We start from the raw sequence: 12683 nt of genomic DNA on the forward strand, positions 1-12683 counted from the left end.
GTTTTAATGCGTGACAATACGCCAAAATCAACCCGAACACAGGGAGGTGATCCTATCGCTGATTATATCAGGGCAGACACGCGGCTGCCCGCCTATCTGCCGTATCCCCGTTTCCTGCTGAAAATGGAGATTTCACAGACCGCCAAGCTGCTGTATTCGCTGCTGTTAGACCGTTCCACCCTCTCCCAGAAAAACAAGTGGCTGGACGACGAGGGCAGGATTTATATTATCTATCCCATCGCGGAGATAGCAGAAATACTGGATAAAGGCAGCACCACCATCAAGGGGGCGCTTAATGAACTGGACACGGCGGGGCTGTTGGAACGGGAACGGGGCGGCTTCTCCGCACCGAACCGGCTTTATGTCAAAGTACCGCCAGTGCCACAGGTACAGTTTTCAGACCAACTGATGGCCGGAAGTCCGCCCCTCATAGAGCCGGAAAACCGTCCTACTGATGGTCAGAAAACCGACCTTATGATGGTCGGAAAACCGTCCCCTAACCAAACTACTATAAACAACCTTACAGAGAGCCAAACAAAGGGAGTGAGTGGGGGGCCGTCCGCGCCCTATGGCCGATATGGAAATATTTTTCTGTCACAGACCGAATACGACGAGTTGCAGGCAGAGTACCCTGACAGGCTGGAACGGTTCATCGAGGAAATGAGCCGCTACCTTGCCGCCAACGGGAAAAGCTACCAGAACTATGCCGCCGCCCTGCGGATATGGGCGGGGAACGACAAAAAGGAAGCCCCTAAAAAGGGCATACCAGACTACTCATGCAAGGAGGGCGAGAGTTTATGAAGAATGAAATCAACGCGGTTTTGGAGAATATGACGACCACCATCCCGGAGCCGGAGGACTACACCGGCGAGGACGGTTTACTGTACTGCGGCAAGTGCCGCAAGCCGAAAGAAGCCTATTTTGCGCCGGATAAGGCCGCTATCTTCGGGCGCGACCGCCACCCGGCAGAGTGCGACTGCCAGAGAACCGCCCGCGAGGAACGGGAAGCCGCCGAAAAGCGGCGCAGACACCTTGACACCGTGGAAGAACTGAAACGCCGGGGCTTTACCGACCCCACCATGCGGGACTGGACTTTCGAGAACGACAACGGCAGGAACCCGCAGACCGGGCTTGCCCGCCGGTATGTGGAGCATTGGGAAGATATGCGGACAGACAATATCGGCTGCCTGTTCTGGGGCGGCGTAGGCACCGGCAAAAGCTACCTTGCAGGCTGTATCGCAAACGCCCTCATGGAGAAAGAAATCCCCGTCCGCATGACGAACTTTGCTCTTATCCTCAATGACCTTGCCGCCAGCTTTGAGGGGCGCAACGAGTACATTTCCCGCCTTTGTCGTTATCCGCTGCTGATCCTTGACGACTTCGGCATGGAACGCGGGACGGAATACGGGCTGGAACAGGTGTTCAATGTGATTGACAGCCGTTACCGCAGCGGCAAGCCGCTGATCGTCACGACCAACCTTACGCTGGACGACCTGCACAACCCGGAGGACACCGCCCATTCCCGGATTTATGACCGCCTGCTTTCCATGTGCGTCCCGGTACGCTTTACCGGCGACAACTTCCGGCAGGAAACCGCCAAGCGGAAAATGGAGAGCATGAAGAAACTGATTACCGACTGAAAGGAGTATTGCCTATGGCAGATAACAAGCAGCACGACACCCGCACCACCCGCCGCCCTGACTGTGTGACGGAAATCCGCATGGGCAATTCCGTCCTTGTCGTGTCCGGCTATTTCAAGAAAGACACCACAACCACAGCCGCCGACAAAATGGCGCGGGTACTGGAAGCGGAAGCCGCTGCTACACAGGAGCCGACTTATCCGGCGTGAACCGGGGCATGGAAAAGCGGCCATGCCAGGGAGCATGACCGCTGGAACGAAAATCGGAAGTGCTTTAGCAATTCTTAATCTCATTCTCTATAAAATAATTTGCAATTTCAAAGGCTTTTATTCTTCTCTTTGCCAATGTGATTTGTGATTTATAACGCTCGGAATTATCCTTTGATTCAAATGTTTTTACTGTTTCTCTTAGCTTGTGCAGAGTTGAATCAATTTGCCTTTTGGCCGCGGTTAATTCATCTATTGTATACTTCATGTTTTCTCCTTTAACTTCTGATTTTTTTGTTAAATCAGAGTATACCACGGAGTTATGAACTTTTCTACTGCAAATATGGGACGACAACCCATACCATAAAAATCGGAAAATTGAAAAGCTGTAAAGAAGCAAATTTAACGCTTTTGCCGCTGTACAGCCCCCGCCGTTCCGTGGTACAATGAAACCACGGAATAGTGGGGCTGGCTGTCGGAAACGGAGGATTTTATGTTAAGACAAGCCACCCAAAACCTCATTACCGCCCTTTATCCGAGATTGTCCCACGAGGATGAATTGCAAGGCGAGAGTAATTCCATATCGAACCAAAAAAGGATACTCGAAACCTACGCAAAACAGAACGGCTTTACCAATCTGCGCTGGTACACCGACGACGGTTTTTCCGGCGCGAACTTCCAGCGGCCCGGATTTCAAGCCATGCTTGCGGACATTGAAGCCGGGAAAGTGGGTACGGTCATCGTCAAGGACATGAGCCGGTTAGGGCGAAACTACTTGCAGGTAGGGTTTTACACGGAAATGCTGTTCCCTCAAAAGGGTGTGCGTTTTATCGCTGTCAACGATAATGTGGACAGTGCCAGCGAGGGCATGGACAACGATTTTACCCCGCTGCGAAATCTGTTCAATGAATGGCTGGTGAGAGATACGAGCAAGAAAATCAAGGCAGTGAAAAAGTCAAAAGGCATGAGCGGCAAGCCTGTTACCAGCAAGCCGGTTTACGGCTATGTGATGGACGAGGACGAGAATTTTATTATAGACGAGGAAGCCGCCCCGGTGGTGCAGCAGATTTACCAGCTTTGCCTTGCCGGGAACGGCCCGACCAAGATTGCCCGTATGCTGACGGAGCAGCAAATCCCCACGCCGGGGACGCTGGAATATCAGCGGACAGGCAGCACCCGCCGTTATCACCCAGGCTATGAGTGCAAATGGGCGACCAACACCGTCGTTCATATCCTCGAAAACCGAGAGTACACCGGATGTCTGGTGAACTTCAAAACGGAAAAGCCTTCTTATAAGGTCAAGCACAGCATAGAGAACCCCGTCGAGAAGCAGGCCATTTTCGAGAACCACCATGAGCCGATCATCGACAAGGAAACATGGGAACGGGTGCAGGAGTTACGCAAACAGCGCAAACGCCCGAACCGCTACGATGAAGTGGGGCTGTTCTCCGGGATTTTGTTCTGCGCCGACTGCGGCCATGTGCTGTATCAGCAGCGGTATCAGAACAAAGACCGCAAACAGGACTGCTACATCTGCGGCAGCTACAAGAAGCGCACCCGCAACTGTACGGCGCACTTTATCCGCACCGATCTGTTGACCGCTGGTGTCCTGGCAAATCTCCGGCAAGTGACCGAATACGCAGCCAAGCATGAGAGCCGGTTTGTGAAACTACTTGTCCAGCAGAACGAGATCGGCGGCAAGCGAAAGACCGCCGCAGCCATCAAGCAGCTTGAACAGGCGCAGGAACGCATTTCTGAAATCAGCCGCATTATCAAGCGGCTGTATGAGGACAATGTAAACGGCAAAATCAGCGATGAGCGTTTCATGGAACTGTCGGCTGACTACGAAGCCGAGCAAGCGGAGCTGAAAAAGAGAGCCGCCGCCCTGCAAGCCGAACTGGACAAGTCACAGGCAGCTACCGTCAACGCCGAGAAATTTATGGGCATTGTCCGCAAGCACCTTGCCTTTGAAGAACTGACCCCCACTCTCTTGCGGGAAATGATCGAGAAAATTGTGGTGCATGAGTGCAGCTATGATGAGAACGGCACCCGCAGGCAGGACATTGAGATTTATTACAGCTTTGTCGGCAAGATTGACTTGCCCGAATAACCGCCCGACCTATCCGACACAATGGCCAAGTGTCGGATAGGAACGGCAAAATTTTTTGCACTTCTATTGCTTCTTTATCACACATAAGCAAAAAGGCTGGGCACGTAGTAGTAGTCCTTTCCATAGGGCGCTGCCAGGTCCGGCTGGGTGGTTTCATCGATTTCCTCCACCCTGATATCTTTGTATGGTTCTTCTTCCTGCAGAAGGCTAATGGCCTTTCTGGCCTTAGCGCAGTAGGGACAGCCGGGAATTTTAATCATAATCACTTTTTTCATAGGACAGCCTCCTTTATATTCACTTCTATGAATATAGAATACACTATGTCTCCTTTTTTAACAAGTCTTTCGGCTGAACGGGCAAAAAGGACCGCAAAGCAGCCTGTGCCAGGACAGGCGCAGGTGTCATGTCCCGGCCCACCATAAAAGCAGGAAGGGCACCTTCCCTTCCTGCTTTTCTATCAGTTTTCCCTGAAGTAGGGTTTGAAATTGGATTCGTGAATGTTTTTGCCGTTATTCTGACGGGGCTGGCCGGAATGGCTGTCGAAACGGCGCTGCCTTTTGCCTTCAAAGCGGCGGCCGCCTTCAGAATTTCTTCTTCTCCGGGGACGGTCTCCATCGAAGTGACGGCGGGGAGCTCCTTTGCGTCTGCGGAAATTGGGCATTTCTTCTGTAATCTTGACCGGTGTCACATCAGGCTGTTTGGTGAGCAGCTTGATAGCAGCAGCCACCAGGGATACAGAGTCCACATCATTCAGGAGGTCTTCCGCGCTTTCTCTGTATTCTTCCAGACCGCCGCCCTGGGCCGTATCGGAAAGGCTTTCAATGGCCGCTTTCTGGTTGCCTTCGATGACTTCGGAAAGGGTAGGGACAGACCGTCTCTTGATGCGGCGGCGGATAACTCTTTCAATATCCCGGAGCTGCCCCATTTCCCTGGAAATGACGAAGGTTACTGCCAGGCCGGTCTTGCCTGCGCGGCCGGTACGTCCTACGCGGTGTACGTAGATTTCCGGATCCTGGGGCATATCGAAGTTGTATACATGGGTCACACCGGAAATATCAAGGCCTCTGGCTGCCACGTCGGTGGCTACCAGGATATCAATGGTGCCTTCTTTGAACTGGCGCACCACAGTGTCCCTTTTCTGCTGGGACAGGTCGCCATGAAGACCTTCTGCCATGTATCCCCTCTTCTTCAGGGCTTCCGTCACTTCATCGCATCTTCTCTTGGTACGGACGAAAACGATGGCCAGTTCCGGATCCTGCATATCCAGCAGGCGGCAGAGGGCATCAAATTTCTGGCGGTCCGGCAGTTCGATGTATTCCTGTTCGATGAGGTCGATGGTCACAGTGGCTGCTTTGATTTTCACCAGTTCCGGATCTTTGAGGAAAGTCTCAGCCAGCTGGCGAATCGGTTCCGGCATGGTGGCGGAGAAAAACATGGTCTGTCTTTCTTCCGGAATGCCGGCCAGAATGGTACGGATATCGTCGATGAATCCCATATCCACCATTTCGTCCCCTTCGTCCAGCACAAGGACCTGCACATGGGACAGGTCAATGGTGCCTCTCTTCATATGGTCCATGAGGCGGCCCGGAGTGGCTACGATAATGTTGGGGTGCTTCCGGAGAGCTTTGAACTGTCTTTCAATATCCTGCCCGCCGTAAATGGGAAGGGCATGAATGGGAAGGTACTGGGCCAGATGGTTGATTTCCTCGGCAGACTGGATGGCCAGCTCCCTGGTAGGGGAAAGGACAACGGCCTGGGGTCCCGGCTTGGATGTGTCAATCCTTTCCAGGATGGGAATGCCAAAAGCCGCCGTTTTGCCGGTGCCTGTCTGGGCCTGGCCAATCAGGTCCTTTCCGGTGAGGGCAATAGGAATGGCTGCCTTCTGGATGGGACTTGGTTCCTCGAATCCCATATCCTCCACGGCCTTCAGTATTTCCGGCGCAATTCCCAATTCTTTAAATGTGTCGTACATGTTTCCTCCTGTATGCGTTCATGGGTACGCGGGCATGATGCCCAATGATAAGTAAAAGCAGGTCTTTGATATAAATAATACCTATATATCGGAAAGAGCTGACCAAGTCAGTTCCTTTCCGGTATATCTTCCCGGTTTCCTACCGGGGCATTAAGGAAGCACTGATTGATTCACAAAGTGAATGAATCAGCGCTTCCTAAAAAAAAGAGAACGCCCCATGCGTCTCTCCCATGATTCAGATCTATGATTGTCCGTTCTCGCTGGATGCCTGCATATTATTATCATTATATCATACTTTGTCGAAATCCTTAAGAAATATTTTCTCCGCTGCTTCCGCCTTCTTCCCGTGCTGTTCTTCACCGGCAGGTGCCGGTTTCGTCTTTTTGATAAAAAATTTCCCTTTCCCTCTTGCATATATATTCGTAAAGTTGTATTATTATTTCAATCCAATTTGCACACGTTTTTGTATTTTCATTGTATTTTACGAAAATTCGCTAATTCTGCTACAGTTTTATCTTTTTAAAATGAATAAGTATTCAATCATATGCAAAAACGTCAATTAAAGTCAGGAAAAGAGGTCGTCTCAATGATGTACGAAAAAGAAGTTAAGGAAAAAGTCACAGCCATTCTGCCACAGGTGGTGACCTGGAGACGACATTTCCATGAATATCCGGAACTCTCCGGAAAGGAAGTCAAAACTTCAGCCTATATCCAGGATGTTTTCAAAAATCTGGACATCCCCTATGAAACAGGATTTTTCCAGAATGCCGTATTGGGCATCATCAAAGGCAGCCATCCGGGAAAGACGGTAGCCCTCCGGGCCGACATGGATGCCCTTCCGGTAACAGAGCTTACAGGTCTTCCCTTTGCTTCCAAGAATGAAGGGGTCATGCATGCCTGCGGCCATGACGGTCACATGTCCATCCTTCTGGGGGCTGCCGCCGTACTGAATGAAATGAAGGATCAGATTCACGGCACTGTGAAAATCGTTTTCCAGCCGGCCGAGGAGGAAGCGGCCATCGGCGGCGGCCGCCACATTGCAACCAGCGGGAAGCTGGACGATGTATCGGAAATTTACGGCCTTCATGTATGGCCGGAGCTTCCCACGGGCCAGGTGGGATTAAAGCCCGGTGCCCTCATGGCGGCATCCGATCGTTTCTATGTCCATATCAAAGGGAAATCCACCCATGCTGCCCAGCCTCATAACGGCACCGACGCCCTGGTGGCGGCAGCTCATTTCATCATTGATGTACAGTCCCTGATTTCCAGGGAAATGAACCCCATGGACAATGTGGTGTGCACCATCGGCCTCATGAATGCGGGCACTCGTTACAACGTAGGTGTAGAGGATGCTTATCTGGAAGGCACCTGCCGTACCTACCGTCCAGAGCTTCGGGACAAGATGGAAGCAAGGCTGGGGGAAATCCTGAAAGGTCTGGATGTCATGTTCCACACCCATTCGGAGCTGAACTATGTCAGAGGCCACAGCGCCACCATCAATACACCGGAAAAGATTGATTTCCTGAAGAAAGTGGGAAAAGCCTACCTGGGAGAAGAACATATCACAGAGCCAGAGTTCCCATCCATGTGCGCGGAAGACTTCTCCTCCTACCTTGAAAAATTCCCCGGCGCCTTCTTCTGGCTGGGTACCGGCGACGGAAATACGCCGGCCCTGCACAATGCATCCTTCGCCATCAATGAATCCATCCTTCCTCTGGGCATCACCCTGGAAGCAGCTGCTGCCCTGGAGGCCCTCTCCCGATGAGAATGGTTCTCTCATAAACCATATATTCAGATTCCAAAAAAGTTAAAAACATACAACGAGGTATATCATGAAAAGCTTACTGAACCATTCCTTTCTCTCCATGCTGGACTACACACCGGAAGAATTCGCCTACTATCTGGACCTGGCGGAAAAGCTGAAGCAGGACAAGGCCGCCGGAAAAGAAATCAAAACTTTAAACGGTAAAAATTTTGCCCTTATTTTCGAGAAAGACTCCACCCGCACCCGGTGTGCCTTCGAAGTGGCAGCCCATGACCAGGGAGCTTTCACCACCTACCTGGGGCCCACAGGCACCCAGATTGGCAAGAAGGAATCCATTGCCGACACCGCCCGGGTACTGGGAAGCATGTTCGACGCCATTGAATTCCGGGGGTATGCCCAGAGCGCGGTAGAAGAGCTTTCCGCCAAAGCCGGCGTTCCCGTATGGAACGGTCTTACGGACTATGACCATCCCACCCAGACTCTGGCCAATTTCCTTACCCTGAAGGAACATTTCAAAAAGCCCTTAAACCAGCTGTCCTATGCCTATGTAGGTCATGGCCAGTCCAATATGGCCCACGCCCTCATGGCCGGCGCCGCCCTTGCCGGTATGGATTTCAGAATCATCGGCCCTGCCCGGTATTTCCCGGAAGATGATTTCACCGCCAAGTGCAGGAAGATAGCCGAGAAAACAGGAGCTTCCTTTACTTTCACCGATGATCCGGTGGAAGGAGTGAAGGGACTGGATGTCATTTACACCGGCGTATGGGTAACCATGGGAGACCCCTACGACCTGTGGGGCGAAAGAATCAAGCTCTTCATGCCTTACCGCATTACCATGGACATGATAAAAAATACAGGAAATCCGGATACCGTTTTCTGCCACTGCCTGCCTTCCTTCCACAACACAGAAACAAAGGTGGGAAAAGACATTTATGAACGTTTCGGCCTGAATGGCATCGAAGTGACCGATGATGTATTCGAAGCCCCCTTCTCCCTGGCTTTTCAGGAAGCAGCCAACCGGCTTCCCACTATTAAAGCAGTCATGGTAGCCACCTTCGGCGAATATCCCATGGACTGAAAGGAGGAACTATCATGAAAACACTACCGAAAGTATTCATTGTAGGTGAATCGGGAACCACAGGACTCCGTCTTCAGGACCGGCTGTCCGAAAGAAAAGATATAGAACTCCTCCATCTGCCGGAAGATAAAAGAAAAGATCTCCCCACCATTCAAGCCTTCGCAAAAGAAGCAGATCTCATGTTCCTCTGCCTTCCCGACGCTGCCTCGAAAGATGTGGTAGAGGCCGTGAAAGATATCCCCATCCGCATCCTTGACACATCCACCGCCCACCGCACCGACGACGACTGGGTATATGGATTCCCGGAACTTTCCAAAGACCAGAAAGAAGCCATTTCCAAAGCGCAGAAAGTAGCCGTTCCCGGCTGCCATGCCAGCGGAGTCATTTCCATCCTTTATCCCCTGATCCATGCAGGCATCCTTCCCATCAACTATCCCCTCCACTGCTTCTCCCTCACCGGCTACAGCGGCGGCGGAAAGAAAATGATTGCCCAGTACGATGAAGAAAAAGGAGCCGACTTCAAAGCGCCCCGGCAGTACGGCCTTTCCCAGAACCATAAGCACCTTCCGGAAATCATGAAAGTGTGCCACCTCTGTGAAGCGCCCCTCTTTTCCCCGGTGGTGGACGACTTCTTCGAAGGCATGGAAGTCACCATCGGCTTCCACACCCACTTCCTCCAGCTGCCCTGCGGACTGCCCGGTGATATCGACACCGATGATTTTCATATGATTTTCAAAAAACATTATGAAAATTCCAAGCTCATTCACCTCTCCCCCCTGTCTCTGGAAGAGACAAACGGCCTCTTCCTCTCTGCCAATGAAAACGCAGGAAAAGACAGCCTCACCATCCATATCGCCGGCAACGATGACCGGGTCCTTGTCATTTCCACCTTCGACAACCTGGGCAAAGGCGCTTCCGGCGCCGCCATCGAGTGCATGAACCTCATGCTGGGTATGCCGGAAGAAACGGGACTGGTGATCTGAAAGCGGCGAGCCGCTTTCACAGGGTTCTTAAGATTGATCGGCCTAACGGCCGGAGGGTTCTTAGGTTTGACGGCCCTTCGGGCCGAAGGTTGTGGTGGCGCCCTATGGGCGCATATTGAAAAAAGGGGCGCGGCTGGCGCTGATATTAAAAAGGCGCCGAAGGCGGCAGCCAATCCCGGGCCGAACCCGGGCAGCCCAGGGCGCAGGCCCGGCGGCTGCTTGAACCCGAACGCCATAGGTGCCTGAACCCTCTTGTGTACGGGAATACAGCCCACTATCCCACTAGCTCACCAGCCCACTAAATAAAGGAGTCCACTATGAATACATCCAATGCAGTACGGGCGGAAATCCTGACCCAGGCCGTCCCTTACATTAAAGAATATACAGGAAAATATGTAGTAGCCAAGTATGGCGGAAACGCCATGACCGATCCCCAGCTGAAAAAATCAGTGATGCAGGACATTCTTCTTCTCCAGCTGGTAGGCGTCAAGATTATCCTCGTTCACGGCGGAGGACCTGAAATCAGCGCCATGCTGAAGAAACTGTCCATCGAGTCCCATTTCGAAAACGGCCTCCGCGTCACCGACGATGACACCATGGAAGTGGTGCAGATGGTCCTGGCCGGCAAGGTCAACAAAAGCCTGGCGGCTGATCTGTCCGCCCTGGGCGGCAGGGCCGTAGGCCTCTGCGGCATCGACGGCGGCCTCATCAAGGTACACCAGAAAAATGAAAAACTGGGTCATGTAGGCGAAATCGATGAAATCAATACGAAAATCCTGGATGACCTTTTGGATGGCGGCTTCATCCCCGTCATTTCCTCCATCGGCATTGACGACGACGGAAACCCCTACAACATCAATGCCGATACGGCGGCAGCCAAAATTGCCGCCGCCCTTCACGCCGAATCCATGGTAGTCATGAGCAATATTAACGGCGTGCTCAGGGACAAGGACGATGAAAACTCCCTGATCAGCCAGATGTCCCTTGCTGACGCAGAAGAGCTGAAAAAGAGCGGAATCATTGCAGGCGGCATGATTCCCAAAGTAGACTGCTGCACCAACGCCGTCAAAGAAGGGGTAAAGAAAGTTTTCATCATAAATGGAGAAATCCCCCATGCCATCCTCATCGAACTGCTCACCGATGAAGGACTGGGAACCATGTTTACGAAATAAAAGGACCGATTCCCCGCCCCGGGTTCAAAAGGTCACCAGCCCACTCATAAAGGAGATTCACTATGAATACAGAAGAAAAAGATGCTGCCTATATAGCCCATACCTATTCCAGATATCCCGTATGCTTTGTGAAAGGAAAAGGCTCCCACCTCATAGATGAAGAGGGAAAAGATTACATCGACATGGGAAGCGGTATCGGCGTTGATATTTTCGGCGTGGCCGACGAGAAATGGATGGATGCCGTCACCAGCCAGCTTCATGTGCTGAACCACGTTTCCAATCTTTTCTACACGAAGCCCATGGCCGGCCTGGCGGAAATGCTCTGTCAAAAGACCGGCATGAAGAAGGTTTTCTTTTCCAACTCCGGTGCCGAAGCCAATGAATGCGCCATCAAGGGAGCCCGGAAGTACTCCATTGACAAGTATGGAAAAGAAAGAAATGAAATCATTACCCTCATCAATGGGTTCCACGGCCGCACCATTACCACCCTTGCCGCCACAGGCCAGGACATTTTCCACAAGGATTTCTTCCCCTTCACACCGGGCTTCCTCTATACTCCGGCCAATGACCTGCCATCTTTCATCAAACTCTGCGAAGAACACCCCCAGGTCTGCGCTGTTATGGTGGAACCCATCCAGGGTGAAGGCGGCGTCCACCCGCTGTCCAAAGATTTTTTCGAAGGCGTCGGCCAATATGCCAAAGACCATGATATCCTTCTCATCGTGGATGAAGTGCAGACCGGCAACGGCCGCACCGGAAAGCTTTACGGCTATATGAACTATGACGTGGAGCCGGATATCGTGTCCACCGCCAAAGGTATCGGCGGCGGTCTTCCCCTGGGTGTTACCATGTTCAATGAAAAAACGGAAAATGTATACACCCCCGGCACCCACGGTTCCACCTTCGGCGGCAACCCCATTGCCTGCGCCGGTGCCCTTTCCATTATGGAAAGAATCGATGATGCTCTATTAAAGGAAGTAACCGCCAAAGGACAGTACATCAAAGATGAATTCACCGGTGCCAAAGGCGTGAAATCGGTGGCCGGCATGGGCCTCATGTGGGGCATAGAGCCGGAGAAAGACGTGAAGGAAATCGTGCCCCGGCTCCTGGCTAAAGGGGTGGTGGTGCTTACGGCCAAGGAAAAAATCCGTCTTCTGCCGGCTTTGAACATTCCCTGGACAGATTTGAAAAAGGCAGTCTCCCTCATGAAGGATGTACTTGCAGAATCCATCATTTAACCCCCTAAACCGGGCTGATTGTTCAGGAAATCAAAAGGGGCAGTGAAGAAATGTAAACCATTTCTTCACTGCCCTTTTTCTATTTCACTATGGTCACCATGGCCCTGGCATGGTGAAGGATATACTGGCTCACGCTGCCCATGACGATGCTCCGCACAGCGCCAAGGCCCCGGCTTCCCATGACGATCAGATCCGCTCCTGTATCTTCTGCCATGGAAAGGAGTGTCTGCGGCGGAGCGCCGATACGGACCATGGTATCAAGCTGGATACGGGGCGGCACCCTGCGGGCAGACCGGGAAAGGAGCCGGTACCCTTCATCCAGTATTTCCGAAGGCACGTAACCGCTCATGGTGACCTGATCCAGGGCCGTCATTTTTTCATTCATGTCCACCACATGGGCCAGCACCAGACGGGCATCATACTTTTCCGCCAGGTCCAGTCCGAAGGTGAAGGCTTTCTCTGATTCCGGTGATCCGTCCAGAGGAACCAGGATCTTTTTGATTTCCATACTGCCTCCTG

Annotated in this window: 13 protein-coding genes; 9 read left to right on the plus strand and 4 right to left on the minus strand. The window is 52.2% G+C overall.

The window, feature by feature from the left end:
- The first annotated feature begins 6 nt into the window (after window positions 1-6).
- Genes NW747_RS01255 through NW747_RS01265 form a run of 3 tightly spaced genes read left to right on the plus strand, consistent with a single transcriptional unit; the run spans window position 7 to window position 1849 of the window.
- Window positions 7-801, plus strand: a complete 795-nt coding sequence (locus NW747_RS01255; RefSeq protein WP_006356266.1) for a replication initiator protein A — start codon at window positions 7-9, stop codon at window positions 799-801.
- On the plus strand, window positions 798-1640 hold the full coding sequence (locus NW747_RS01260) for an ATP-binding protein (protein ID WP_002596233.1): 843 nt from the start codon (window positions 798-800) through the stop codon (window positions 1638-1640). Before NW747_RS01255 ends, NW747_RS01260 begins: the two co-directional genes overlap by 4 nt.
- 14 nt (window positions 1641-1654) lie before the next feature.
- On the plus strand, window positions 1655-1849 hold the full coding sequence (locus NW747_RS01265) for a transposon-encoded TnpW family protein (RefSeq protein WP_002596234.1): 195 nt from the start codon (window positions 1655-1657) through the stop codon (window positions 1847-1849).
- A gap of 64 nt (window positions 1850-1913) precedes the next feature.
- Here NW747_RS01265 and NW747_RS01270 read toward each other — a convergent pair whose 3' ends face one another.
- Entirely contained in the window at window positions 1914-2114 is a 201-nt protein-coding gene (locus NW747_RS01270) for a hypothetical protein (RefSeq protein WP_002596235.1), read from the minus strand.
- A gap of 225 nt (window positions 2115-2339) precedes the next feature.
- On the opposite strand from NW747_RS01270, the gene NW747_RS01275 reads away from it, so the two are divergent.
- On the plus strand, window positions 2340-3956 hold the full coding sequence (locus NW747_RS01275) for a recombinase family protein (protein WP_002596236.1): 1617 nt from the start codon (window positions 2340-2342) through the stop codon (window positions 3954-3956).
- Between the two features lie 77 nt (window positions 3957-4033).
- Here NW747_RS01275 and NW747_RS01280 read toward each other — a convergent pair whose 3' ends face one another.
- Together NW747_RS01280 and cshA are read right to left on the minus strand one after the other, a co-directional pair.
- A complete protein-coding gene (locus tag NW747_RS01280) occupies window positions 4034-4231 on the minus strand; it encodes a thioredoxin domain-containing protein (RefSeq protein WP_273187658.1) in 198 nt (65 codons plus the stop codon).
- Between the two features lie 182 nt (window positions 4232-4413).
- Window positions 4414-5928 (minus strand): degradosome RNA helicase CshA, encoded by a 1515-nt coding sequence (gene cshA, locus NW747_RS01285; RefSeq protein WP_273095204.1) that lies wholly within the window; start codon window positions 5926-5928, stop codon window positions 4414-4416.
- 586 nt (window positions 5929-6514) lie between these two features.
- Here cshA and NW747_RS01290 point away from each other — a divergent pair.
- The 5 genes from NW747_RS01290 to NW747_RS01310 all read left to right on the plus strand — a co-directional run bounded on the left by NW747_RS01290 (window position 6515) and on the right by NW747_RS01310 (window position 12164).
- A complete protein-coding gene (locus NW747_RS01290) occupies window positions 6515-7693 on the plus strand; it encodes a M20 metallopeptidase family protein (RefSeq protein ID WP_273187660.1) in 1179 nt (392 codons plus the stop codon).
- Window positions 7694-7760: 67 nt separating this feature from the next.
- On the plus strand, window positions 7761-8771 hold the full coding sequence (gene argF, locus NW747_RS01295) for an ornithine carbamoyltransferase (RefSeq protein ID WP_472924492.1): 1011 nt from the start codon (window positions 7761-7763) through the stop codon (window positions 8769-8771).
- 14 nt (window positions 8772-8785) lie between these two features.
- Window positions 8786-9754, plus strand: coding sequence for an N-acetyl-gamma-glutamyl-phosphate reductase (argC, locus tag NW747_RS01300; RefSeq protein ID WP_273187661.1), 969 nt, complete (start codon window positions 8786-8788; stop codon window positions 9752-9754).
- 317 nt (window positions 9755-10071) lie between these two features.
- Entirely contained in the window at window positions 10072-10926 is an 855-nt protein-coding gene (argB, locus tag NW747_RS01305) for an acetylglutamate kinase (protein ID WP_273095211.1), read from the plus strand.
- A gap of 62 nt (window positions 10927-10988) precedes the next feature.
- On the plus strand, window positions 10989-12164 hold the full coding sequence (locus NW747_RS01310) for an acetylornithine/succinylornithine family transaminase (protein ID WP_273187663.1): 1176 nt from the start codon (window positions 10989-10991) through the stop codon (window positions 12162-12164).
- A 79-nt stretch (window positions 12165-12243) separates the two neighbouring features.
- On the opposite strand, the gene NW747_RS01315 is transcribed toward NW747_RS01310, so the two are convergent.
- Entirely contained in the window at window positions 12244-12672 is a 429-nt protein-coding gene (locus NW747_RS01315; RefSeq protein WP_273187665.1) for a universal stress protein, read from the minus strand.
- Window positions 12673-12683 lie beyond the last annotated feature (11 nt).

The organism is Dialister succinatiphilus, from assembly GCF_928721695.1.
GTDB lineage: Bacteria > Bacillota > Negativicutes > Veillonellales > Dialisteraceae > Dialister > Dialister succinatiphilus.